Origin of the sequence: Streptomyces sp. NPDC058701 (genome assembly GCF_042715295.1) — a bacterium.
Lineage (GTDB): Bacteria > Actinomycetota > Actinomycetes > Streptomycetales > Streptomycetaceae > Streptomyces.
In genome coordinates this window covers 14,315-39,061 of the sequence record NZ_JBHXSY010000021.1, presented here as the reverse complement: position 1 = coordinate 39,061, position 24,747 = coordinate 14,315, and the positions used below count along the sequence as shown (strand labels likewise).

The following is a 24,747-nucleotide window of genomic DNA, read 5'->3' as shown; positions in this document are numbered from 1 at the left end:
AACCGGCCGTTGCCGCGGCAGCAGCCCGCTCCCGCCCGGCCTACGCGGGCCCCCGCCAGGACCCGCTCACGGCCGGACGCCGCTGTGCGGCTTGGAGCGCGGGCGGGGGACGGGCACGGTCCTCCGGGTGGGCCACTGCCGGAGCGCGTCGCCCCGACCGGGCGTCGGTCCCGGTCCGCCGTGTGACGGGACTGCGGGCAGCCGTACCACGGCGTCGATGCCGCCCCGGGCGGCCGTCTCCAGGACGACGTGGCCACCACCGGCTGCGGCGAGCCGCTGCACCAGGGCCAGGCCGAGGCCGCTGCCGCCCTCGGTGGAGCCCGGCGCGCGCCAGAACCGGTCGAAGGCGCGTTCCCGCTGCTCGGCAGTCATCCCCGGGCCTTCGTCGATGACGTGCAGCTCGGCGTGTTGCGTCCGGTGTTCGCGGTGGCCGCGACGCGGCGGCTGGGGGCGCCGACGGTCCAGCAGTACCACGGAGCCGGGCCCGGACACCCGCAGGGCGTTGGAGAGCAAGTTGTCCAGGATCTGCTCCACTGCGCCGGGCACGGCGAAGGCCTGCCCGCAGTGCTCCACCCCCAGCGCCAGCCGGCAGCCCCGCGCCTCGTACACGGGGCTCCAGGTCTGCACGCGTTCCGCCGCGATGCGGTCGAGGTCCACCGGCACCCGGGTGACGGCCTTCTCGTCGAGCCGTGCCATCGCCAACAGCCCCTCGACCATCCGGGCCAGCCGGTCCGTCTCGGTCACCGCCGCGGTCAGACCGCCCCTCGCGGGGGCGGCCACGTCCGGCTCCAGGTTGTCCAGGCGCAGCCGCAGTGCGGCCAGCGGTGTCTTGAGCTGGTGCGAGGCCTCACCGGCGAACGCGCGCTGCGAAGCCAGCAGGTGCTCCAGGCGCGCGGCGGTCTCGTTGAACGTGACCGCGAGGCGCCGGACCTCGGGCGGGCCGGTCGACGTGGCCAGGGTCGCCCGCACGGAAAGGTCCCCCTCGGCGAGACGGGCCGTGGCCCGCTCCAGTTCCAGGACGGGCCGGCTCGTCCAGCGGGCCAGCCAGAACGCCACTCCCGCCACGGCTGTCAGCGCTACCAGGCCCGCCGCCGCCAGGGTCAGCCACACGCCGTGGACCCGCTGGCGCACTGCGTCGGTGGGGAGGGTCACGCGTACGGCACCGTAGCGGGACAAGCCGAGCGGCACCGGCGCCGCCGCGGCCAGCACCCGCGCCCCGCCCCCCACCGGAGCGGTACGGTCATCGATGGCCGCCCGTCCCCGCAGCGCCGACCGTACCTCCCGGGTCCCGGCCAGGTCCCTGACCTGATCGGGTGTCAGCGGCCGGGACGAGGCGACGGGACGGCCCGACGCGTCGAAGACGGCCACCTCGCCGCCGATCCGTTCGGCACAGTGCGCCACCCGGTCCTCCAAAGCACTGGTCCGGCCGCCCTCCAGCGAGACCGCGGCGTACGCGGCCAGCGATTCGGCCTCGTCCTCGGCGGCCCGGGTGGCACGTTGTTGCTCGGCCCGGCCGTAGACGATGCCGAGGGGTACCTCCAGGCACAGCAGGACCAGGAGGGCCACCGTCAGGTAGCCCAGGAGCAGACGGCGGGTCATGGCGCGTCCTGCCCCTCAGCCGCGCGAGGCGGGTACGACGAGGCGGAACCCCACCCCGCGTACGGTGTGGATCCAGGCGGGATCGCCGAGTTTGCGCCGCAGGGCCGCCACATGGACATCGAGGGTCTTGGTGGGTCCGTGGAAGTGCGGGTCCCATACCTGGTCGAGGATCTGCTGGCGCGAGTACACCGCGCCCGGATCCTCGCCCAGCAGCGCCAGCAGGTCGAACTCCTTGGGCGTCAGTGCCACCAGGACGTCGCCCACCCACGCCTGGCGGGTACGGCGGTCCACCACCAGCGCATCCGGCCGCGGCGCGTGGCCGGCCGGGCCGGCGCCCAGGTGCGGGTGTCCGGGCCGCGGCACGGCGGGTGCCGGCACAGACGTGTGCGGCGCGGGCTGCGCCCCGGCGCGCGTACGCCGGGTCACGGCGCGGATCCGCGCGATGAGCTCGCGCATGCTGAAGGGCTTCGCCAGATAGTCGTCGGCCCCCATCTCCAGCCCCACCACCCGGTCCGCCTCCTCGCCGCGGGCGGTCAGCATGATGATGGGCACGTGGGACACCTGCCGGATCCGGCGGCAGACGTCGATGCCGTCCATGTCCGGCAGGCCGAGGTCCAACAGCACGATGTCCCCGAACGGCCCGGCGAGCGCCGCCCCGCCCGTCGCCACCCGGTCGACCGCCAGTCCGTAGCGGAAGAGCCCTTCGGCCAGCGGTTCGGCGATGGATTCGTCGTCCTCGATGAGCAGCACCCGCATGTGTCGTTCCCGTCCTTCCGGTTCCCCATCGGCGCGCGACGCGCCGCACGGGGCCGGAATGTTCCAACTGCCGAGTCCCGAAACGCTGTTCGAGACTCCGCACCGTACAACAGGGCCAGTCGCCCCACGCCGCCGCTTTCGCCCTTCGAGCGATACCTCACACCGTCCCGCGACGAAATTCTGGGCGCCCGCTGGCCTGGCGTTAACCAACCGCTGGCCTGCTCCTGGAAGAGACCTTCCTAGGGTCGTCCACACGGTCCCCGGTCACCGCGCCGCACCCCGCCGCACCGCCGCATGCCCAGTCACCAGGGGTGCCGAATCGTGCCGCCGGAACCCCGTACCGACCCGACCCGACCCAGGAGGACACCACTCGTGCAGGCCCTTCTCGACCACGCTCGTTCCTTCCACCGGCAGGTCGCCGACGCCGGGGACACCTACCGGCGCCTCGCCGACGGCCAAGACCCGCAGGCCCTCGTCATCAGCTGCTCCGACTCCCGTGTCGTTCCCTCTCTGATCACCGGAGCGCGCCCCGGCGAGATCTTCGAACTGCGCAACGCGGGAAACATCGTTCCGCCGCGCTGGGCGGCCGACGTGTCCGGCGAGGTGGCCACCATCGAGTACGCCCTCAACGTGCTCGGCATCCGCGACATCGTCATCTGCGGCCACTCCCACTGCGGAGCCATGGACGCGCTCGCCTCCGGACGCGACCTCTCGCTCCTCCCCGGAGTCGACGCGTGGCTGTCCCTCGTGCGCCCCGCGCTGACGTCCCGGACGCCGGACGACTCCGAGTCGCTCGAACGACTGGTGCAGCTCAACGTGGTGCACCAGCTGGCGACCCTGGGCACCTACCCCGTGGTCCGCGGCCTTCTGGACGACGACCTGCTGCGGCTCCACGGCTGGTACTACCGCGTCGACACCGGCGCACTCCACGAGCTGGGCGAGGACGGCACCTTCGCGCCCCACTGACCGCCCGGCCCCGCTTCCGGCCCCGCTTCCGAGCCCACTTCCGGCCCCGCCTCCGGCCCGCAGAAGGAGTCCCCCACGATGTCCTTACCGTCCCCGCCCCGACCACGTGCCCGGCACGCCCGTCCCGCCAGCCGCTCCGGTCCCCGCTACACCGTACGTCCCACGGCTGCTGACACCGACGCCAGCAGCCCGTCCGCCCCGGCTCCCGAAGCCGCTGCCAGATCCGCTCCCGCGACCGCGCCGGCGGCGGCGCGGGGACTCGTCGCCGAACTGCGCGGCGCGTCCCTCGCCACGGAGGTCACCGCCTCGTTCGTGGTCTTCCTGGTCGCCCTCCCGCTGTGCATCGGTGTCGCCGTGGCATCCGGCGCGCCGCCCGAGCTGGGCATCGTCTCCGGCATCGTCGGCGGGCTGGTCGTCGGCCTCCTGCGCGGGAGCGTGCTCCAGGTGAGCGGGCCCGCAGCCGGCCTGGCGGCCCTGGTCGCCGAAGCCGTACTGGAACACGGACTGGCGATGCTCGGCGTCATCGTGCTGGTCACCGGCCTCCTCCAGATCGTCCTCGCGCTCGTACGGCTGGGCCGGATGTTCCAGGCCATCTCGGTCGCGGTCGTTCAGGGCATGCTCGCCGGGATCGGACTGCCGCTGATGATCGGCCAGGCATACGCCGTGGCCGACTCCAAAGCGCCGGGCACCCCGGTGGAGAACCTGCTCGGGCTGCCCGGACTGGTCACCAGGACCATCGGCACGCCGGACGCGCTCGCCGCCGCCGCGCTCGGGACGGTCACCGTGCTGCTCAGCTTCCTTTGGAAGAAGGTGCCGGGCCCGCTGAACCGGGTGCCCGCCGCTCTCGTCGCCGTGGTCCTCGGGATGGGCGTCGCCGCCCTGCCGGGCGTCGACATCAAGACCCTCCAGGTCGGCGACCTCCTCGGCTCCGTCAACCTGCCGGGACCCGGAGAACTGGCGGGACTGGCGGACCCGGCGGTGATCGCCACCGTCCTCACCTTCACCGCGATCGCTTCGGCGGAGAGCCTGTTCACCGCCGCCGCGGTGGACCGCATGCACAGCGGGCCACGTACCCACTACAACACCGAACTGCTCGCCCAGGGCATCGGCAACACCGTCTGCGGAACCCTCGGCGCGCTGCCCATGACCGCCGTCGTCGCCCGCAGCTCCGCCAACGTCCAGGCCGGCGCACGCACACGGCTCTCGCGCACCCTGCACGGTCTGTGGCTCCTCGCCTTCGCGCTCCTGCTCCCCGGCCTGCTCGCCCTCATCCCCATCACGGTCCTCGCGGGCGTCCTCGTGCACAGCGGATGGAAGCTGTTCGCCCCGGAGCAGTTCCGCGCGCTGTGGGAGCAGGACCGCGGTGAAGCCGCCGTCATGGCGGTCACCACGCTGGCCATCTTCGGTACGGCGCTCCTGGAAGGCGTACTCGTCGGACTGGCGGCCGGGACCTTGCTGGCGGTGCTGCGCATGTCACGGACGGCCTTCCGGCAGACGGCCGACGCGGAGACGGCGGTGCTGACCGTCACGGGCAGCGCGACCTTCGTCCGGCTCCCGCAGCTGCTGGAGGCCCTCGAAGCGCTCGCGGCCGCCGGGAAACCCCTCATGCGCCTGGACCTGACCGCCCTGACGCACCTGGACCACGCCTGCCGGACCCAGATCGACGAGTTCGTCGCCCAGCAGCGCGCGTCCGCAACCGTACGGGTCGAACTGCTGCTGCCCGACCTCGCCGACAAGCCCCCGGCCCCCGCGGTGTCGGCGTTCGAGACGGAGGGCGGGGAGGAAGACCGGGCGGCGGACGGGTTCGCCTGGTTCACCGACACCAGTGTGATGCGCCGGAATTCTCAGTGAGGGGGATCCGGCTTCAGGCCGTTCATCGGTCCGGCTGCTTCGTGTAGTTGTAGACGGTCGCCCGGGAGACGCCGAGTTGGCCCGCGATGAGTTGCGCGGAGCTCCGGGTCTCGAAGAAGCCCTCGTTGTGCAGCCGACGTACCAGCTCGCGTTTCCGGTCACGGGTGAGGCCGCGCGGCGTGGTGGAGTGCTGCGCCGCGAAGGAGTCGATGGCCGAGCGGAGTTCGCGTCCGGAGCGGTCGCGCAGCGTCTCCGTGGTCTCGCCCCGGTGTTCGGCATCGGGGGCGACGAGGTTGGCGAGCGTCAGGGCCAACGGGGACAGCGTGCTGACGTCCAGGTTCAGGCACAGGGCCGCGACGTACCGTCCCTCGGCGTTCTTGATGCCGATCGACGTGCTCTTGGCCGGGCGCCCGTCGGGGAACTGGTTGCTGTAGTTCTGGATGACGCTGGGATAGTCAGGGTCCGCGATCCGGCGCAGGCCCAGTTCGGTGGCGGAGTCGCCGACCTGTCGTCCGGAGAGGTTGTTCTCGATGGTGCGGATGGCGTTGTCGGGGCGGCGCAGATCGTGCAGGACGACCTCGCACAGACCTGGAAACATGCGGCCGACGGCGACAGCGATGCGCTCGGCTTCCCGCACGAGGTGCTCGTCTTCCGCTACGGAGCCCTCGTCTGCCGGTACGGCGGGCTGGTCGGTGCGTTCGTCATCCGGTCGGCCGGTGGAGTGGGTCATCGCGTGCTGCCCGATTCCTGCGCGTCGTCACCGGGTCCGGCGAACACCGCGGCCATCTTCTCGGCGGACTTGAGCCCCGCACCGGTGAGCACGACCACGGTCGTCTGGTCCGGAGCGATCCCTCCGGTCGCAATGAAGTGATCGAGGGTCGCCGCGGCGACGCTGCTGGTCGGCTCGGCGTACAAGCCGCGCGCGCTCAGGGCGCGCACCGCGGCGTGAATCTCCGCCTCGGAGACGGCGTAGGCGGCGCCGTCGGAGCGGCGGACGGCCTCCACCGCCTCGGGCAGCCGGACCGGGTGGGCGATGGACGCACCTTCGGCGATCGTCGGCACCCGCTCGCCGCGGCCGGCCGGGTCGATGCCGTTGAACGTGTCGGCGATGGTCGCCCAGTGCTCGGGCTGCCCGACGAACAGGCGCGGGCGCCTGTCGATCTGCCCGGCGTCGAGCAGTTCACCGAACGCGAGGTCGCACCCGATGATGTTGCTGCCGGCCCCGGCCACGAGGACTACGTTGTCGGGCGCGGTGAAGCCGAGCGACTCCCACATTTCGTAGGCGATGGTCTTGGTGCCCTGGAGGAACATGGGGTGCCAGTTGTGGCTGGCGTAGGGGATGTGACGCGACTGCCGGATCGCCTCGTCCGAGACCTCGTCGCGGGTGCCGTCCACGAGCTCGATCTCGGCTCCGTAGGCACGGGCTTGGAGGATCTTGGCCGCCGAGGTGGCGGCGGGAACGATGATCTTGGCACGGATCCCGGCAGCGGCGGCGTAGGCGGCGACCGCGGAACCGCCGTTGCCCGAACTGTCCTCCAGGACGCGCTCGGCGCCGTGCGCCGCGAGGTGAGACATCATCACCGAGACGCCCCGGTCCTTGAAGCTGGACGTCGGGTTGAACCACTCCAGCTTGAAGTGGACGCGCCGGCCGCCCCAGTCGACCGGGACCATCGGCGTACACCCTTCCCCCAGGCTCACCCGGCGGACGGCCGGGACGGGCAGAGCCGCGGCGTAACGCCACAGGGACCGTTCGGCGGTGTCGATCTGTTCGGGACGCAGGCCCGGCAGTGCACTGACGGCGAGAGGGCTGCCGTCCTCGCCCCGCCAGCGGGGGTCGTCCAGGGAATAGCGCCTTCCGGACCGGTCGTACAGGGCAGGGAGGGCGACTGCTGAGTGCGGTTCGGCGTTCATGGGTGGTTCCGGCTTCTCCTCGCTTGACGCGTTGTCGTGCCTGCTGAACCTCGCGGCCCAGCGGGCCCCACCCTCCCATGTTAGACAAATGATCCAGATGTGAATAGTCAGTCCAAGCACTCGCGGGTTCGACGCACTGCGCCCACCGTGAGCCGACCGAAGCCGACGAGGCTCAGCAGAACCGTTCAGGTTGGGACTGCGGGGCAGCTCCGCCTGCGCTGACTGCGGGACTCCCACTCCCCTGTGGAATCGGCCGCACCCTCGCAACCCGGCACGGCGTCGGTGGAGGCTACGGCGAAGCCCCGGGACAGGGGGGTGTCCCGGGGCCAGGAGTCGCGGCCACCGCAAGGGGGGAGCGGTCGTGCACTGACGCGACGATATGGATAAACGATTCATCAGAGGGTCGGTCACGGCCGGTCGGGCGGTGAACAGGCACGGCGTCGGTGCGGCGGTACCTTTCCGGTGCCCCTCAGCGGACGCTCAGGCCGTTCGCGCGGGCGATGCCTTCCAGCCCGGCGGCGGGACTTCTGCTCGTCATTCCGGTGGGCGGCGGTGTGACGGGCGGCCTGCCGAGCAGCCCCGTCATCGCCGGGGCCGGCCTCGATGACCGTCACCTCGACCGGCCGCCGGGAACGGGGATCTCGACCGGGCGGTGGTCCATGCGCCCTGTGATCATGACCGCCAGCAGGGACAGGTACTCCCGCCGCAGATCCTCCCCGTGCCAGGCCACCCCTGATCGCTGTCTGACGGCCGCAGAGGGCCGCGTCCGGGGGAACCGCCAACCGCTAACCGGAGGCCGCCGAGTGGTTCTCGTAGGGCCGCATCGACCGCAGGACGAAGCCGTGCGGGAGGCCGCTCAGGCGAGGCTGCGGCAGAACGGGTGGTCTCATGGGACGGCCCGGCCAGCCACCGGGACTGTGGCCGGGCCGCGTGATCAACAGCGGGCAGGCACAGGTTGTTGACCCCTCTACTTGATGCGGTCGAGGAAGCCGAGCACCCGAAGGTCGACCTGCGTTGCGGCCTGTTCTTCATAGGACGGGAGGCTGCTGTCGGTGAACAGGTGCCTGTCGCCGGGATAGAGGAACAGCTCGGCGTCCACTGCGGTCCCGACGACGGCGCGGGCTGCGTCCACATCGCCCTCCCCGGCGAAGAACGGATCTGCGTCCATGCCGTGAATCTGGACCGGGACGTCCTGGGGCCAGGCGCCGCCGAACTCCGAGACGGGGACGCATGCCTCGAGCAACAGCGCGCCCCTTGCGCCGGGGCGGGTCTGGGCCAGCTTCTGTGCCAGCAGGACGCCGAGCGAGAACCCGACGTAGACGAGCTCTGCGGACAGTCCCTCGGCGGCGGCGGTTCCGCGCGCGGTGATCGTGTCGAACCCGGCGTTCTCTGCGTAACCCATGCCTTCCTCGAGGCTGTCGAATACCTGCCCCTCGTACAGGTCCGGAAGGTGGACGGTATGTCCGGCCCGTCGCAGGCGCTCGGCGAACTCCCGAACGCCGGCGGTCAGCCCGTGCCCATGATGGAAAACCAGCACCTCAGCCATGGTGCTCCCCTCGTATGGCGGTGCCCGAGCGGCGCCGCGGCACGAGTATGTCCCGCAGCACTGACATTCGCGGGCCCGGCCCGACAGGGATGAGGTCGGTGGTCCGGGTCCGGTAAGGCGGGCTTCGAGGCGGGCGACGCGGCGGTCTTGGAAGCGGAAGTTGGAGCGGGCAGCTGCGACGCGCGCGTCGAGGGTGCACGACGGACCCGTGGCCGGCTGCGCGTCAAAGGAGCCAAGTGGATACCAAAGTCACAGATTCATCCCATCCAGATGGAGAGGGAGAGCTCCGTCCTCTGTCCACAGGGAGATCGTCCGAGGCTGCTGGGACCGTCATCCTGATCGGCACAGCGACCGTACGTCAGGAGCTGCCTGTGTCCCCCATCGTTCCCGCCCCGTCGCCCGTCCTGCGTCTGCAATGACTTATTGATCGCTTCAGAATCATCTCGCGGTCGTGGCGGGACCCTGTCAGCCGTCGAGCCGCTGAAGGACCTGCGAGAACTCATCGTTCTCGACCAGGCCGATGAGCACGTGGGTCATGCTGCTGATGCCGGCATCGCGGACGATGAGGCCGTCCGAGACCCAGAAGTAGCGCCCTCCCAGAGCCTCACCGTTTGCCTCCCACCTCTTCATCACAAGCTCGACCTGGGCGAGAGTGATGATGGTTGCGCTCCATCGAGAGCCGTCCGGGAGGTCAACGAAGACGTCGACGTTGTCCACCGTCTCCAGGTCCTCACCCGCGTTCGGCACGAACGCGGCCTCGAAGTGCTCTGTATGGACTCGATAGAAGGGGCCGTCCCAGGCTCCCGGCTGTCCGCTCTGACTCATCAGGCGAGTTTGACGGGTCAATCGACCCACCTCAACGGAGATCTTCCGCCACGCTTCCGGACGTGATCAGCCGTCCTGTGCCCAAGGACCTATGGACCCGCGTTACTCCGATCTGCCGGCCCCTCCGCAGCGGCGGCGTCGGTACGCAGGACGACACCGCACATGCGACCGCATCGCGCTGGCAGACATCATCTTGGTTCTGCGCGGGGGTGAGCTGGCGCGACGTGCCACGTCGGGAGGTGGGCAGCTCCGGGGTCACTGCCTGGCGCGTCTGCGGGACTGGACCGAAGCCGGGGTCTGGCCCCGCCTGCACGTTGCCATCGTCACCGAGCTGCGGACGGCGGCCAGCCTGCTGGAGATGGACGACTGTGCCATCGACGGCTCGCACCTCCGCACCCTCAAAGAGGAGCTCATACCGTCCTTCCGCGGTCGACCGGGGCCGCCCCGGGAGCAAGCACCACGTCATCGTCGACTGGCACGGCACACCGCTCGCGGTGTCACTGACCGGCGGCAACCGGCACGATGTCACCCAGCGGATGCCGCTCGTCGATGCCATCCCGCACATTCGTGGCCTGCGCGGACGGCCGCGTCACCGCCCGCAACACCTGTTCGCTGACCGTGGCCACGACTTCGACAAGTACCTGGGCGCAGTGGCGCATTGTGCCCTGCGGGAAAATCCGCGGGAAAGGGCACCTTAGGCACAGCTGTGAATGCCCCCAACACGCCTCCGGCGAGGCGTTCACGCTGCTCCGTTCCCAGCAGCGGCCCTCCAGAACGGTGGCCTCGGGGCAGCCGCGGACGCGACCACCTGAAACCTCACCACGTAGGCTCTGACCTGCATATTCAACTCCAAATACCTAGGATGCACCTGCACTGGTTACGGCGTGGAAGCAGCTTCGGCGGGTTCGGTGACGCCCGGTTACACAGGTGCTCAGGACGTCCCAGGAGGGTGTTTCATGACCGAGTCCCACAGCCCCAGTCAACCTGCAAGCGGGGACGGGCACGGGTACAGCAGCAGTCACATCCAGGTGCTCGAGGCTTGCGAGGCGATACGCAGGCGCCCCGGCATGTACATCGGTTCGACCAGCGAGCGCGGCCTGCACCAGATGGTGTTCGAGGCCGTCACGTATGCCGTCGACGAGCACCTTGCCGGCCATGCCGACACCATCGACGTCACGATCACCGCGGACGGCGGCATTCGCATCGCGGACAACGGGAGGGGCCTGCCCGTCGAGGTGGAGGAGTCCACCGGCAAGCCGGCCCTCGAACGCGAACTGACGGAGCTGTCCCTCGGCACCAAGCCCCACACTGGCTACCGGGTGTCCGGCGGCATCAGCGGCCTAGGCCTGTGCGTCGTCAACGCGCTGTCGGGCCGTCTCACGGTCGAGGTCCACCGAGACGGCCACCGCTGGACCCAGGAGTACGAGAAGGGCACTCCCCTCACTCCCCTGACGAGGCATGAGGAGACGGGCGATCACGGGACCGCGATTACGTTCCTGCCCGACACGGACATCTTCGAGACCACTCGCTACTCGTTCGCCACGCTGTCGCAGCGCCTCCGGGAACTGGCCTTCCTCAACGGCGGCCTGGCCATCTCACTCACCGACGAACGTCCGGAGCGCCCGGCCCGCTACCACCACACGGACGGCCTACGGACCTACGTCGCCCACCTCAACCCCTACCCCCCGAGCCTCGTCCACTCCCCCGCCATCGCCTTCGAGTCGGAGGACGAGGATGCGACGATCTTCGTGCAGGTCGCCATGCAGTGGAACACCTACTCCACGGGAGGATTCCACTCCTTCGCGAACAGCACCCGCACCCATGAGGGAGGCGCACACGAACAGGGCTTCCGTACCGCACTCACGGACCTCGTCAACGACTACGCGCGCCGTCAACGGCATCTGTCCACACACGACGAGGACATCACGGCCGAAGCCATCCACGAGGGCCTGACCGCGGTCGTCTCCGTGAAACTCACCCATCCCGTTTTCGAAGGCTGCACCAGAACCAAACTCAGCAACCCCGAGGCAGCCGTCTACGTCCAAGAGGTCGTCCGCGAACACCTCACCGACTGGCTCGACCACAACCCGGACGAAGCCGCGGCCATCCTCCGCCACATCGTGCTGCGAAGACCCCAAATGCTGCGAGGTTAAATCCGTCTCTCGCGGGTGCTCCCGGGAAACGCCGAAGCCGGCGGAGGGTCGCTCTGGGAGCGACCCGGCACACCGCCGGCTTCGTACAACGTCCAGGCCCGGAAAACCAACCAGCCTGCACGGCAAGCCTATAGGCCGCGCCCCCACGGCACAGCAGCAGCCGGTGCCGAGGAGACGACGTGATCCCCCGCAATCAGCCGTTCATCAACGAGGCCGACATCACCCGCCGGCTCGGGGTACCCCTGGCCACCTGGCGCCGCCGCAACGCTCCCGCTTTCCGCCAACACGTGCCCACCCTTCTCCCCGAAAGCCGCTATCTGATCTACAGCCTGGCCCAGGCGGACGCCTACCTCGCTGGCAAGCCGATCCCGCGCTACCCGACGGCGAGCACCCCGACGACCTACTCACCGCCGAGGACGCCGTCGTCATCCTCGGCATCAGCCCGGGCACCGTGCGGGCCTATACCGCCCAGGGCTACCTCTCCACCGGAACCACCGTTTACGGCGCGCGGCTGTGGCCCCGGCACGAGGTTGAAGCGCGCCGCGACAACGCACCCGGCCAGGGGAAGGGCGGAGGCCGCCGCGCCGGGCTCGTCCGAGCCCGGCGCTGGAGCACGCCCTGGCGGATAGGGCGACACTCTGCGGGATCCTTCGGCGCGAGGTCAGGCCCGAGGGTTAGGGTCGTGGCTGATCATTGGTATTCAGGAGGGGGCTCCGAGGATGAGCGGGATAGTGACGGCAGTCAGCAGCAACTGTGAGTACACGTTCACGAAGCCGAACCGGGACAGCATCACGCTGCTCGCCGGGCTCGGCGTGGAGGGTGACGTACATGCCGGCGTGACGGTCAAGCACCGCTCCCGGGTCGCACAGGACCCCAACCAGCCGAACCTGCGCCAGGTCCACCTCATCCATGAAGAGCTCTTCGCCGAGGTCCGTGCGGAGGGATTCACGGTGGTGCCCGGTGACCTCGGCGAGAACATCACCACCAGCGGTATCGATCTGCTCGGCCTGCCGGTCGGCACGCTGCTGCGCATCGGCGACGCAGTGCTGGAGGTGACCGGCCTACGCAATCCCTGCCTGCAGATCGACCACTTCCAGGACGGGCTGCTGAAGCAGGTTGTCGGTCGTGATGAAGCCGGGAACATCGTGCGCAAGGCAGGAATCATGAGCATCGTGAAGGAGGGCGGCGCGGTGCGCCCGGGCGACACGATCGACGTGGAGCTTCCCAGCGGGCCACACCGGCCTCTGGAACGAGTCTGACGTCTCCACCGCGCAGGCCGTGACATGGCATCGGCCGCGCGGGTTCCGTTATCCGGCGTGGACCGGGTCACCACCGGGCTCGCAGCACGCCGTCGCTGTCGGGCAGGACGGCGTGGAGCAGCGGGTGGCGTTCGTCGAGGGACAGGGTCAGGGCGCAGGCCGCCCGCGCGTCGGCCACCAGGGCGGCGAGCTGCTGGTACTCGGTGTCGTCGACGATCGCGTGGCTGATCGTCCCGTCCTGCGCCTCCCGGACGAACTCCACGGAGTCCGCCTCGGGCAGCGCGGCGAGGACCGCGCCGACGTCTGGGGTCAGGTCGGGCCAGACGGTCAGGAGAGCTCGTGGCCCGAGACCGGCGCGCACCGCGTCGAGGTTCTCCGGCGTGAGGCGGTGCCAGCGTGCGGCGTTGAGGACGTAGGCCTCCTCCAGGAGCACCGTCTGCCGTGAGGCCGGCTCCGTGCGCACGCGCGCCCAGAAGTCCTCGTCAGCCGGTTCCGTCACTTCCCGTTCCTCGCGTTCCGCCGCGTAGGGCGAGGCCGTCAGCGGTTCTGGGAAGAGGCCGAGTTCCCGTGTACGGGCCACGGCTTCCGGGCAGGGCCGATGGCTGCCCACGTACGTGTACTGGTCCCATCCGACGTGCACGGTGAACACGTCCTCCGCCTCCAGCCGGCACCAGGCGCCCTGGTCGCGGAGCATCGCCCGGACCAGTTCCAGAGCCACGGGAAGGGAGACCTCGGCCCCGTCGTGAAAGCCGGTGAGGTCGGGCGGGAAGAGCCCGTTCAGGCCGTGTCCCACGGGCGCCTCCACGCCGAGGTGGACGAAGCCGGTCACCGAGGGCTCACGGATCTCCAGCCGGTCGATGCCCGAGGCCTCCGCGAAGGCCGCGATTGCAGCCAGGTAGGCCGCTTCGACCGGCCCGTGGTCGCTGACCGCGTCCTCGGCGCCGGTGTAGCAGCCGCGCTCGTCGCGGTCGGCGGGGTCGTACTTGGTGATGCGGTGGACGTAGGACGGCGGCACGATGCTCCCAGGGCGGCAGGCTCCTTGCGGGACTGTCCGTCGCATGGTTGGTGACCGGGGGGAGAGGGTCTTTCCAGTGCTGGGTATCAGCTGCTGAGGTCGAACACGCCCCACGCGGTGAACGGCTCCGCCTGGACGTAGATCCTGCTTCCTCGGCTGACGACCCGTCGGCGGCCAGGGACAGGGCCATCGGGCAGGGTGAGCAGGCCGACTTCCTGTGGCTCGACGGACGTTTCGGTGAGCTTTCCGTGGGCGAGTCGGTCCCGCTCCTCGCCGTAGCCGCCGTAGAAGGCGACCCGCTCGTCGTGGACGGCCACCGCATGGGCGCCTCGTACGCGGTTCGCCCACACCCTCACGGGCCGGTCGAGGCGGTCGGGGCGTATCTCGACGAGCGGGAAGTCCGTGTACGGGCACGCCCAGGCGGCGGTGCCCGACACGTTCAGGGCGTAGCAGTCGAAGAGACCGGGGAGGCGGGCGCCGTCTGATGTCCAGGCGAGTCGGCCTGTGGCGCTCCAGCGACGGATTCCGGCCGGGTTCTCGTCGAAGTGCCCGACCCAGATGTGGCCGGCCTCGTCCACGAGCAGGTGCTCGATGGCATCGCCGACGGAGAAGGACGAAGCCTCCCGGCCGAGCGCGTCGAAGATCTGGACCTGGTCCGCGTCCTCGTAGCGGCGGGCGCGGGACGCGGCGACGACGAACCTGCCGTCGGGCAGACGGTCCAGGCGCGGCCAGCGGGCCCGCACGGCGCTCAGCTCGGTGAGTTCGACGTCGCCGCCCGGATGGACGGAGACGATCAGCGCGTCGAAGGGCTGGGCCTCGCCGCGGGGCTGCGGGGCGCGTTCGGTGAGCAGCCAGTGGGCGGCGCCGAAGGGGTCGACGGTACTGGTCAGGACGTGGCGGTCGTGGTGCGATCGCGGGAGGTGGGCGTAGGCAACGAGGGCGGTCTTCTGCACGGGCGGGCTCTCCTGGGTGGGCGGTCACGGCCATCGGGCGCTGCGCTGAGCGTCGGTCGGTGGCGCGAGCGGCGGAGAGCGGAGCGGAGCGCCTAGAGGGCATGGCCCTTTCCGGTCGTCATGGGGGGATCATCGTCGCCATCCGACCTCATGACAAACCCTTTCGGCACACGGCCACCTTGATCGAGTACTGCGAAGGTACGAACCCGCCCGCACTCGCTCGCCCGCCGCATCCGGTACACCGCGCAGGACGTACGGCGCTCCGGGACCGGGTGTGAGCCGAACGGGGGCTCGTCCCCGGTGCGGGCGACCTGGTTGCGCCGATGCCACCGCCGGTCGCTGAACACTGGTGGACCACTCACCTCACCGGAAGGACCCGGCCATGGCGAACGTGCGGCGCATCGGCGATGTCGAGACGCGGGAGATCGAGGTCTTCGAACTGGAACTGGACGAGGCGGATCGGGCCGCGATGCGCGCCGACCCGGACGCGTACGTCAGGGACGTGCTCGCGGAGGAGATCAGCCACATCAACGGCGTCGCCGTCGACGTGCACATCCTCGACGAACTGGCACGCGGCACGGCCGTCTCCGGCGGCCCGTACGTCGTGCACCACACGGTCAGCGGACGGTGGGCGTCCCGGGTCGAGGTCACCGACCCGAAGCAGTAGCCGACGCTGCGGCGCTCCCGGCACTCCTGCCGGTGCTCTCGGGAATCCGGGCACCGGCAGGAGCCGGACCGCGCGCGGCACGCCCGGACCGCGCGCGGCACGCCCGGACCGCGCGCGGCACCGCCGGACCGCTCGTGGTGCGGGGCTCCGCCGCGAGCGGGGCCCCGCCCCGTCAGCCGGCCAGCAGCGCCGCCAGCGCCGCGGCCGTGTCCGGGTGGCGGGCGGCCAGGGCCGCGCCGCCCGGGCCGGGGCCGGCCGTGTCCCACTCCCCCTCGCACCCCAGCAGGGACGCCACCGCGTCGCACGCGACGGGGTGGGCGGCGAGCAGCGCACTGCCGCTGCGGTCCGTCGCGCGGGACGCCGGCCGGGCGGGGTGCGGTTCGGTCCCGGCGCGCCACGGCGGGACCCATCCGTCCAGGGGGGCGAGCCGGCCGGGGAAGATCCGTCCGGCCTCGCGGATCAGCAGCGGGGCCAGCTCGGCGCCGTCCGACCGGAGGGTGGTGATCAGGGTCGGGAGCCACGGCAGGAGGACCGGGTCCGGGAGCCGAGCGAAGGCGTTCGACACGGCTTCCACCACGAAGTCGGTGAGGCCGGGCACCGGCTCCAGGGCGTCCACGAAGCCGCTGAGGTAGCGCGGATAGGCGGGGACCACCATGGGGTTGCCGAGCAGTTCGTCGCACGTCGCGCGCAGGTCCGCGCGGGTGAGGTGCCCGAGGTGGACCTGGGCCGCCCACAGCAGCGCCGTCTTCGACGGGTCCCGCGGGTGCGACTGGGCGACCGCGAGTTCGAGCTGGGTCCGGTCGCTCCCCAGGGACATCGCGAGGCTCTCCATGCCGAACAGGAAGCCGAGCATCGCCGCCACCTGCCGCACGGTGGCGTCGTCGTCGGTGAAGGCCGTCGGCAGCAGGGTGCAGTAGTGCGCGTAGCCGGCTTTGGCGAAGGACTCGATCCACGGCGGCAGCACCGGCTCGCAGGTGCGGTAGTACGCCAGCAGCCGCCGCACCCGGCGCAGTACCTCCGGTGCGCCGTCGACGCTGCGTTCGGCCGACAGCACGTCCAGCGCGCGCGTACCCAGCTCGTCCGTGAGCCGGCGGTTGCGCAGGTACAGGGTCGCGTCCTCGACGGCTTCCAGGACGCTCGCCGCGGTGGCCCGCGGCCCGTACGCCGTGCGGCGAAGGCGCTGTTCCAGGACCTGCTCGATGCTGACGCCCTCGTAGCCGAGCTCGATGAGCGCGCGCTGGTGGGTGCCGAGCGCGAGGTCCCAGGACTCCTGGATCGACCGCTCCCCCAGGCTCCGCTCGCCCATGATGGGCCGCGCGGTGCCGTGCGGCATCAGGTAGCGGAGCATCCACAGGACGTCGGAGCACCGCTCCAGCTCCGGGCTGCCGGCGATGTCGAGCAGCGCGCGCTGCACTCCGCGCTGCTGGAGCTTCAGGTTCAGCGGGGCGAGCCGGTCGTGGACGTCGCGGGCCAGGGGCGGCAGCGCGTCGTAGCCGACCTGGCCGATCCGGTCGCCGCCCATCATGATCTCGACGAGCCGGTGCACGTCGCGCCGGCCGGGCACGGTGTCCTTCTCGATGCAGGTGACGGCCGCGTCCTGGAAGTCGTACGGCGTGGGTCTGGCGCGGTCGCGCATCCCGGCCAGCAGGATCGACGTCTCGAACACGGCGATGGCGTCGGCGGTGGAGGCGAGGTAGCCGTTGCGGCGCGCGGCGCGCACGATCTCCACGGACCAGCCGAGCAGTTCGGCCTCGTCCAGCGGGTCCAGTACGGGCGGCTGCCGCAGGAACCCGGTCAGCTGGTCGGAGGGTGCGGCCGGAGGTGCGGGGACCGCCGCGGCGGCCTTCCTGCGGCCGGCCCCCGGCTTCCTCGCGCCCGCCTGTCCGGCCAGCCGGTACGGCTCCGTGCGCGTGCGGGTGACGTTCCTGGCCCAGACCGTCGCGGCGATCGACACCGAGCCGGCGGCCAGGCCGAACTGCGCCTCGATCGCCGCGTGGCTGGACGGGATCAGCCCGTACTGCCACGTCGTGGCGGTGCGCGGGCCGATGGCGAACGTGTCGGCGCCGTCGACGCCGAACTCCGCCACGCGGCTGGCCGCGTGGAAGGCGCCGCAGACGTAGAGGCAGTCGGCCGGATCGGTGCCGGTCGCGGCCAGGTGCTCCCGCATCCGGGTCCACATGTACCGCTCGCGGTCCTCGTCGACGCCCACCCGGCGGGCGTCGCCCGGGGCCAGGCGTCGGAAGAGGCTGCCGATCAGGAGCATGACCTGCCGGTACGTGTCGTGGTCGCTGTCGCCGAGGGGCAGCTCGACGTACTGGTGCCACCACTCCGACCAGTGCCGGACACGGCCGTGGCGCAGCAGGTGCTCCTCCAGTTCGGCGAAGCGGGGTCGCAGGTCCCCCAGCTCCACGCCCACCGCGTCGCCGTGCAGAGCGGCCTCCTCCTCGGCGGGCGCCGCGTCCGGGCCGGGGGGCCGGGCGTCGGTGCCGGTGCGGCCGGCGCGTGCGTCCCACTGGAAGACGTGGTCCGAGGAGCGGTCGACGAGGACCAGTTCGACGCCCGGCGTGTCCAGCGCGTAGGCGATGGCCTGGTACTCGGCGGAGGCCTCGGTGATCGGCGCCACCACCGACAGCGGGGACCACTCGGCGGGGAAGCCGTCGATCTCGGCCGCGAACGCCTGGACGGCCACCGGCAGCCTGCAGTTGCGCAGTTCGGTGAGCAGCGGCGCCATGTCCTCGCACAGCTCCAGGTAGACGACCTTCGGCTGTTTCTCGCGCAGGCGGCGGGCCATCGCGAGCGCGGACGCGGGCGAGTGGTGGCAGACGGGGAAGATCTCCAGCGGCTCGCGCACGGCACGGTCGACGTCGTCGACGATGCCGAGGAGGATCCCCTCCAGGGCGTCGGGTCCGTCGGCGAACGTGGCGGCGGTCTGCCGCAGCTGCGCGCGGAGCGCTTCGAAGGTCCCCTCGTGCGCGCCGCTCACGACAGGGTGGCGATCGCGTCGCGGCCGCCCTCCAGGAACTCGGGCCAGGCGCCGCCCTGTTCCCTGCTGCGCGGTTCGACGACGCCGTGCAGGTACTTGTTGAGGATGGCCAGGTCCTCGGGCTCGCGCCGGGCGAGCGAGCCGACGAGGGAGGAGGCGAGGGTGCGGGCGGTCAGGGCGCGCTCGCCGAAGAAGTTGCCGTGCAGGATCGCGTCCTCCAGGACACCGATCTGTTCGGCGGTCGACAGCGCGGACTCCAGCTTCTCGTCGTCGCTGCCGGCGGAGGCGGCCGAGGCGCGCAGGTCGGCGAAGCTCTGCAGCAGCACGTCGAGGAGGTTGGGCGGTACGTCGAGTTCGATCCGGTGGCGGTGGAGCAGTTCCTCGGTGCGGAAGCGGACGATCTCCGCTTCGCTCTTCTTGTTGGTCATCACCGGGATGCGGACGAAGTTGAAGCGGCGCTTCAGGGCCGACGACAGGTCGTTGACGCCCCGGTCACGGCTGTTGGCGGTCGCGATGATCGAGAAGCCGGGCTTGGCGAAGACGATGCTGTCGCTGTCGAGTTCCGGGACCGAGATGTACTTCTCGGACAGGATCGAGATCAGTGCGTCCTGTACGTCGCTGGTGGAGCGGGTGAGTTCCTCGAAACGGCCGATGGCTCCGGTCTCCATCGCGGTCATGATCGGCGAGGGGATCATCGACTCCCGCGACTGCCCCTTGGCGATGACCATGGACACGTTCCAGGAGTACTTGATGTGGTCCTCGGTGGTGCCGGCCGTGCCCTGCACGACCAGGGTGGAGCTGCGGCAGATCGCGGCGGACAGCAGCTCGGCCAGCCAGCTCTTGCCGGTGCCGGGGTCGCCGATGAGCAGCAGGCCGCGGTCGGAGGCCAGGGTGACGATGGAGCGCTCGACGAAGCTCCGGTCGCCGAACCACTTCTGGGAGATCGTGCGGTCCAGGCCATCGGCCCGCTCGGAGCCCAGTACGAACAGGCGGACCATCTTCGGGGACAGGCGCCAGGAGAACGGTTTGGGGTTGTCGTCGACCGACTCCAGCCAGTCCAGCTCCTCGGCGTACTTGGTCTCGGCGGGGGCGCGCAACAGGTCGGGCATGTGAGGGCCTTTCTAGGTGAGGAACGTCTTGAGTTCGTGCACGAGCTTGCGGATGTGGCCGGAGAGCACCGGTGTGCCGAGGTCCTTGAACCGCTCCCGGAACCAGGGGTTGACGCTGCCGCGGCCGGAGCTGGTCACCGAGCCGACCGGGATGAACCTCGCTCCGGAGCGGTGGATGGCGGCCATGGCCTCGAACAGCGCCTCGGACCGCCATTCGTAGAAGTCGGAGATCCACACCACGGCGGTGCTGCGGGGTTCGGCGATCTTCGGCTGGGCGAGGGCCATGGCGACCGTGCCGTCGGTGCCGCCGCCGAGGTTGGTGCGCAGCAGGGTCTCGAAGGGGTCGTGCACCCAGGGTGTGAGGTCGAGGGCGTGCGTGTCGTACGCGATGAGGTGGACGTCCACCTTCGGCAGCCCGGCGAAGATGGACGCGAGGATGGTGCAGTTCACCATCGAGTCGACCATCGAGCCCGACTGGTCCACCACGACGATGAGCCGTTGCGGTGTGGTCTTGCGGGCGGTGTGCCGGTAGTGGAGGCGGTCGACGTACAGCCGCTCCTCCTCCGGGCTCCAGTTGACGAGGTTCTTCCAGATCGTGCGGTCGAGGTCGAGGTTGCGGTACACGCGCTTGGGCGGGACGGAGCGGTCCAGGGCTCCCGCCGTCGCGTTCTCGACCTGGGTGCGCAGGACTTCGGCGACCTCGTCGACGAAGCGCCGGATGAGGTCCTTGGCGTTGGCGAGGGCCAGGCCCGACAGGTTGTCCTTGTCCCGCAGCAGCTGTTCGATCAGCGACATGCTGGGGGTCAGCCGTGCGGCGAGTGCGGGGTCGGCCAGCACCTCCCGCAGGCGCATGCGCGCGACGAGGTCGGCTTCGATGGCGGCGAGTTCCGGGCCGATCTCCGGAATCAGCCGACCGGGGCGGGGGGTCGTGGCGCGGCCGCCCGTGCCGGTGGGGCTGACGCCCGCGCCTCCCCCGCCGGCGCCGCTCCCCGCGCCGCGTCCCCCGCGCAGGTCGCCCAGTGCGCGCTCCAGCCAGGCCGCGTCGGACTGCCAGCGCGTCAGCTGCCCCGCGGTGACCGTGCCGGTTCCTGCGGCGAAGACGCCCAGCAGCACCTTGGACACCAGGGCCGCGCGGCGCACCTCGGCGGCCCGGTCGCGCGCCGCTCCGGCGTCCTGCGGTTCGGGTGCCATCAGACCCTCGAACTCGGCTGCCAGCTCCGGGTGGCGCTGCACGACGGAGTCGACGGACGCCTGGGGGTCCAGCAGGGCCGGCGGCAGTCCGATGTCCTCGACGACGGCGAGGCTCGCGGATTCCAGTGCGGCCTGCTCCTCCGGGTCGAAGAGGCGGGCGAGGAGGCGCCAGTACAGGACCTGGCGGCGGTTCTCGTCGGGGTCCGGCCCGGGGGCCGCCGAGGGGGCGGGTCCGGCCGGCCGTTCGTCCGTGTTCCCGGTCACTTCCGCAACAGCCTTCCCGCGCGCTCCCGCAGCACGGCCACGGCGTCGGTGGCGGCCTTCTCGGCCTTGACGCCCGCCTTGTCGGCCGTGCCTCCGGCCCATCCCCCGGCGTGTACCGCAACGGGCTTCTTCCGTACGGTCGTCTCGACGGCCAGGGGCTGGACCCGGTAGGCGCCCGCGTCCCAGCGGAGCAGTCCGATGCAGGCTCCGGGCACGGCGACGGTCTGCGGCGTCAGCGGTCCGGCGGCCGGAATGCGGTCGGTGTCGACGGCGAGGGGCTGGCCGGCGACGGTGAACGTGAGGGCGCCGTCCTCCTCGCGGGCGGTGTAGCCGTCCAGGAACACGGGGACGGCGATGCGCGCCGGGTGCCGGTCCAGCGGCGCGGTCACCGCACCCGTCGTGGTGGGCAGGACGACGCGGGCAGTGGCGAAGGCGTCGGCGGGGCCGCCCGTGCGGGCGTGCCCGTCGCTCCAGAGCAGGTCGCCCTCGGCGGTGACGGGCATGTCGGCGAGTTCCATCGAGCGCCCCTCGCCGACGGCCGCCAGGAGCGACAGGTGCGGGCGGAGCAGCTGCCACAGGCCCGCGCCGACGACCGTGTCGGGCTTCGGCGCCGAGACGCCGGCGCGCACCAGGCGGGGAGGTCCGCCGTCGGAGGGCTCCAACACCGCGTGGACCTGGGCCTGTACGGCGGTCGCGTGCTCCTGTACGTCGACACCGAGGGGCAGCAGCCGGCCGCTCACCGTGCCGGTGGCGGGGGTGGCGGCCGCGCCGGGCAGCGTCAGCAGCATCGCGCGGGACCACAGGTCGGCCCAGCGGCGTACCGGGACGCGTTCGAGGGTCGCACCCGGGCAGGACGCGGCGAGTTCGGCGGCGAAGCCGTCCAGGAGGGTGGCCAGGCGGCGCAGTTCCGGGTCCGGGAGCAGGGCGGAGACGATCGGCGCCGATCCGGAGACCAGGTCGTGGTCGATGCCCTGCCACCCGGAGCGGGCCAGGTCGCACAGCCAGGACCGGGCGGCGGAGAGCAGGTTCGCCGCCTGCTGAGCGCCCGGCGGCGGGACCGCTGCGTCGCCGCGGGGGCGGCCCAGCGCCTCCTCGGCGCGGGCCGTCAGCGCGTCGTGGACGGAGCCGAGCAGGGCGGTGCGGGCCGCGGCGAGGGCCGTGAAGTGGTCCTCGCCGGCGATTCCGGCCGCGGCCTTCCCGGCCGCCTCGCCGACCCTGGCGGCCAGCGGCGTGCCCGCGACGGCGTCGGCGAGTCCGGCCAGTCCGGCGGGCCGGGGGCGGAGCAGTCCGGCCACCAGGGCCCGGTCGAAGGCGTCGACGGCCGCCAGGGCCTCGTCGAGACCGTCGACGGGTTCGACGAGCAGGTCGGCACGCATCATGCCACCGCCCTGGTCGGCGGGAACCAGTGCATCTCCGGCAACGGTGCCGTGGTCGGCGCGAGTTCCAGGTAGGCGAGGTGGCGCAGGAAGCGGCTGAAGACGGGGGCGGCGGCCCGGGTGTCCCCCTGCGGCGGCCGCGCGGCGCCCATCGCGGCGGTGATGGTCTGCGCGTTCGGCTCCGCGCCCGCGGTCTCCGCCCTCAGGTAACGGGCGACGCGTTCGGCACCGTACTGAAGCGCCGCCTCGCCGATCAGGGCGCGGATGTGATTGCAGAACGAGCCCCTCGCGCCGCCGCAGGGCCGGTTGTTGTTGGTGCTGCAGGCGAACGCGTACGTGCCGGCCGCTACGGACGAGACGTAGACCCGCTCGATGTCCGAGCCGCTCGACACCACGCCTTGCAGGCGTCCGTCGGCCAGCTCGACGAACGGGACCTTGGCGAGCTTGCGCGGCCGTGCGGGTGCGATCACCCGTGCCGTGCTCGACCTCTCCCAATCTGACAACGCGCCTTCTCCTCTGCACCGGGGGGCGTCCACGCCACGTCGGCGGGACACGGCTGAACATAGGTGCGACCACTGACAACACGGGCCCCGGCAGCCCCTCCTGGTGCCCGGGGCCCGCCGAACGGATCACGGAGCCGTCGCGCGGCATGGGCCGGGGCGGACTGGGTAGTCGCCGTACGGAGGGAAGGACGTGCAGTGGAACTCTCCGACTGGCTGCTGACCGCGGACGAGCGCGGAAATGCCGCGACGCGCCTGGATCGCCGTCGCCCCGACGGCGCGGCCTGGTCGCACGGCAATGACGTCCGGCCGCTGGTCCACGGCAGGACGTACTTCGCCGAGCTGCTCACCGCGATCCGCTCGCAGGGCCCGGGCGACCTCCTGATGTTCACGGACTGGCGCGGCGACCCCGACGAGCGCCTGGACGGCGAGGGCACCGAGATCGGTGCGGTGCTGGCCGCCGCGGCCGAGCGCGGCGTGATCGTCAAGGGGCTGATCTGGCGCTCCCACCTGGACGGATTGCAGTTCAGCCAGACAGAGAACCGACATCTCGGCGAGGAGATAGCAGCGGCCGGCGGCGAATGCCTGCTGGACATGCGGGTGCGCCCCGGCGGCTCACACCACCAGAAGCTCGTCGTCCTGCGCCACCCGGAGCGCCCCGAGGCCGACGTCGCGTACGTCGGCGGCATCGACCTGTGCCACGGCCGCAATGACGACGCCTCCCACCACGGCGACCCGCAGGCCATCCCCTTCGCCGAGGCGTACGGTGAGCGACCGCCGTGGCACGACGTCCAGCTGGCGGTGCGCGGACCGGCCGTCGGCGACCTGGAGGCCGGTTTCCGCGAGCGGTGGGAGGACCCTTCACCGCTCAGCCGCAGCCCCCTGACCCGGATGCGCGAGCTCTTCCACCACGAGGACACCGAAGCCGACCGGCTGCCGGCGCAACTGCCCGATCCGGAGCCGTGCGGCACCCACACCGTCCAGGTGCTGCGCACGTACCCGAACCGGCTGTTCCGCGGTTATCCCTTCGCTCCCGACGGCGAGCGCAGCATCGCGCGCGGCTACCTCCGGGCCGTGGGACGGGCCCGTTCGCTGATCTACCTGGAGGACCAGTACCTGTGGTCCCCGAGCGTGGTGGAGAGCTTCGCGCGGGCCCTGGCGGCCCACCCCGGACTCCACCTGGTCGCGGTCATCCCCACCGTCCCGGAGCAGGACGGCCGGCTCACGCTGCCGATGAACCTAGTCGGACGTGTCGCGGCGCTGGACCGGCTGCGCGAGGCGGGCGGCGACCGGGTCGCGGTGTACGGGCTGGAGAACCACGCCGGAACACCCGTGTACGTCCACGCGAAGGCCTGCGTCATCGACGACGTGTGGGCGGCGGTCGGGTCGGACAACATCAACCTCCGCTCCTGGAGCCACGACTCCGAACTCGGCTGCGTCGTCCTGGACGGGGACGCCGACCCCCGCACGCCGCGCGACCCGGCCGGCCTGGGGGACGGCGCGCGCGTCTTCGCCAGGGAACTGCGGCTGCGCCTCGCGCGCGAGCACCTCGACGAGGCCGAGCCCGACCCGGGGGCCCCGGATCCGCTGTGCGACCCGCGGCACGCCTTCGAGGCGTTCGCGGCGGCCGCCTCGGCGCTGGACGCCTGGCACGCGGGCGGCCGTCAGGGGCCGCGCCCGCCGGGCCGGCTCCGCGCGTACCGGCCGCCGGAGATGTCCTCGCTGGCCAGGACGGTGTCCATGCCGTTCTACCGGCTGCTCGTGGACCCGGACGGCAGGCCGCTGCGGCTCCGGCTCCGCAAGTCGTTCTGAGGGTGCGCGCG

At 71.6% G+C, this 24,747-nt stretch carries 19 protein-coding genes and 1 pseudogene; 7 read left to right on the top strand and 13 right to left on the bottom strand.

Annotated elements, in window-relative coordinates:
* Positions 1 to 66: 66 nt before the first annotated feature.
* Positions 67 to 1,599: an ATP-binding protein gene (locus ACFWW8_RS22385; protein ID WP_386530702.1), complete on the bottom strand. Its 1,533-nt coding sequence runs from the start codon at positions 1,597 to 1,599 to the stop codon at positions 67 to 69.
* A 15-nt stretch (positions 1,600 to 1,614) separates the two neighbouring features.
* On the bottom strand, positions 1,615 to 2,355 hold the full coding sequence (locus ACFWW8_RS22380) for a response regulator transcription factor (RefSeq protein ID WP_386530701.1): 741 nt from the start codon (positions 2,353 to 2,355) through the stop codon (positions 1,615 to 1,617).
* 372 nt (positions 2,356 to 2,727) lie between these two features.
* Here ACFWW8_RS22380 and ACFWW8_RS22375 point away from each other — a divergent pair, with 372 nt between their 5' ends.
* Together ACFWW8_RS22375 and ACFWW8_RS22370 are read left to right on the top strand one after the other, a co-directional pair.
* The gene (locus ACFWW8_RS22375; RefSeq protein ID WP_386530700.1) at positions 2,728 to 3,321 is read left to right on the top strand and encodes a carbonic anhydrase; all 594 of its coding nucleotides are present in this window, start codon (positions 2,728 to 2,730) and stop codon (positions 3,319 to 3,321) included.
* Between the two features lie 78 nt (positions 3,322 to 3,399).
* Positions 3,400 to 5,172, top strand: coding sequence for a SulP family inorganic anion transporter (locus ACFWW8_RS22370; RefSeq protein ID WP_386530699.1), 1,773 nt, complete (start codon positions 3,400 to 3,402; stop codon positions 5,170 to 5,172).
* A 22-nt stretch (positions 5,173 to 5,194) separates the two neighbouring features.
* Here the strand turns inward: ACFWW8_RS22370 and ACFWW8_RS22365 are convergent, their stop codons facing one another.
* From ACFWW8_RS22365 to ACFWW8_RS22350, 4 genes are all read right to left on the bottom strand, one after another.
* Positions 5,195 to 5,902, bottom strand: a complete 708-nt coding sequence (locus tag ACFWW8_RS22365; RefSeq protein WP_386530698.1) for a transcriptional regulator — start codon at positions 5,900 to 5,902, stop codon at positions 5,195 to 5,197.
* Positions 5,899 to 7,083 carry a pyridoxal-phosphate dependent enzyme gene (locus tag ACFWW8_RS22360; protein WP_386530697.1) on the bottom strand — a complete coding sequence of 395 codons (1,185 nt, stop codon included), beginning with the start codon at positions 7,081 to 7,083 and terminating at the stop codon, positions 5,899 to 5,901. The genes ACFWW8_RS22365 and ACFWW8_RS22360 overlap by 4 nt, the downstream gene beginning before the upstream one ends.
* 967 nt (positions 7,084 to 8,050) lie before the next feature.
* Entirely contained in the window at positions 8,051 to 8,629 is a 579-nt protein-coding gene (locus ACFWW8_RS22355; RefSeq protein ID WP_386530696.1) for a dienelactone hydrolase family protein, read from the bottom strand.
* 465 nt (positions 8,630 to 9,094) lie between these two features.
* Complete coding sequence (locus ACFWW8_RS22350) at positions 9,095 to 9,454, bottom strand: hypothetical protein (protein WP_386530695.1); 360 nt, start codon at positions 9,452 to 9,454, stop codon at positions 9,095 to 9,097.
* Positions 9,455 to 9,516: 62 nt separating this feature from the next.
* Between ACFWW8_RS22350 and ACFWW8_RS22345 the strand changes: the two are divergent.
* The 3 genes and pseudogenes from ACFWW8_RS22345 to ACFWW8_RS22335 all read left to right on the top strand — a co-directional run.
* Positions 9,517 to 10,095 (top strand): annotated as a pseudogene (locus ACFWW8_RS22345) (IS5 family transposase); the annotation flags it as partial.
* Positions 10,096 to 10,410: 315 nt separating this feature from the next.
* Entirely contained in the window at positions 10,411 to 11,607 is a 1,197-nt protein-coding gene (locus ACFWW8_RS22340) for an ATP-binding protein (protein ID WP_386530694.1), read from the top strand.
* A 719-nt stretch (positions 11,608 to 12,326) separates the two neighbouring features.
* Complete coding sequence (locus ACFWW8_RS22335; protein WP_386530693.1) at positions 12,327 to 12,866, top strand: MOSC domain-containing protein; 540 nt, start codon at positions 12,327 to 12,329, stop codon at positions 12,864 to 12,866.
* 67 nt (positions 12,867 to 12,933) lie between these two features.
* Here the strand turns inward: ACFWW8_RS22335 and ACFWW8_RS22330 are convergent, their stop codons facing one another.
* Both ACFWW8_RS22330 and ACFWW8_RS22325 read right to left on the bottom strand, forming a co-directional pair.
* Positions 12,934 to 13,881: an RNA-binding protein gene (locus ACFWW8_RS22330; protein WP_386530692.1), complete on the bottom strand. Its 948-nt coding sequence runs from the start codon at positions 13,879 to 13,881 to the stop codon at positions 12,934 to 12,936.
* A gap of 86 nt (positions 13,882 to 13,967) precedes the next feature.
* Positions 13,968 to 14,834 carry a hypothetical protein gene (locus ACFWW8_RS22325; RefSeq protein WP_386530691.1) on the bottom strand — a complete coding sequence of 289 codons (867 nt, stop codon included), beginning with the start codon at positions 14,832 to 14,834 and terminating at the stop codon, positions 13,968 to 13,970.
* Positions 14,835 to 15,216: 382 nt separating this feature from the next.
* Between ACFWW8_RS22325 and ACFWW8_RS22320 the strand changes: the two genes are divergently transcribed.
* Complete coding sequence (locus ACFWW8_RS22320; RefSeq protein ID WP_386530690.1) at positions 15,217 to 15,501, top strand: hypothetical protein; 285 nt, start codon at positions 15,217 to 15,219, stop codon at positions 15,499 to 15,501.
* A gap of 172 nt (positions 15,502 to 15,673) precedes the next feature.
* Here ACFWW8_RS22320 and ACFWW8_RS22315 read toward each other — a convergent pair whose 3' ends face one another.
* Genes ACFWW8_RS22315 through ACFWW8_RS22295 form a run of 5 tightly spaced genes read right to left on the bottom strand, consistent with a single transcriptional unit; the run spans position 15,674 to position 22,927 of the window.
* On the bottom strand, positions 15,674 to 18,484 hold the full coding sequence (locus ACFWW8_RS22315; protein ID WP_386530689.1) for a hypothetical protein: 2,811 nt from the start codon (positions 18,482 to 18,484) through the stop codon (positions 15,674 to 15,676).
* Complete coding sequence (locus ACFWW8_RS22310) at positions 18,481 to 19,593, bottom strand: AAA family ATPase (protein ID WP_386530688.1); 1,113 nt, start codon at positions 19,591 to 19,593, stop codon at positions 18,481 to 18,483. Before ACFWW8_RS22310 ends, ACFWW8_RS22315 begins: the two co-directional genes overlap by 4 nt.
* A 12-nt stretch (positions 19,594 to 19,605) precedes the next feature.
* Complete coding sequence (locus ACFWW8_RS22305; protein WP_386530687.1) at positions 19,606 to 21,048, bottom strand: VWA domain-containing protein; 1,443 nt, start codon at positions 21,046 to 21,048, stop codon at positions 19,606 to 19,608.
* Positions 21,045 to 22,454 (bottom strand): hypothetical protein, encoded by a 1,410-nt coding sequence (locus ACFWW8_RS22300; RefSeq protein WP_386530765.1) that lies wholly within the window; start codon positions 22,452 to 22,454, stop codon positions 21,045 to 21,047. Before ACFWW8_RS22300 ends, ACFWW8_RS22305 begins: the two co-directional genes overlap by 4 nt.
* Positions 22,424 to 22,927, bottom strand: a complete 504-nt coding sequence (locus tag ACFWW8_RS22295; protein ID WP_386530686.1) for a hypothetical protein — start codon at positions 22,925 to 22,927, stop codon at positions 22,424 to 22,426. Before ACFWW8_RS22295 ends, ACFWW8_RS22300 begins: the two co-directional genes overlap by 31 nt.
* Before the next feature lie 195 nt (positions 22,928 to 23,122).
* Between ACFWW8_RS22295 and ACFWW8_RS22290 the strand changes: the two genes are divergently transcribed.
* The gene (locus ACFWW8_RS22290; RefSeq protein WP_386530685.1) at positions 23,123 to 24,736 is read left to right on the top strand and encodes a phospholipase D family protein; all 1,614 of its coding nucleotides are present in this window, start codon (positions 23,123 to 23,125) and stop codon (positions 24,734 to 24,736) included.
* The last annotated feature ends 11 nt before the right edge of the window (positions 24,737 to 24,747 follow it).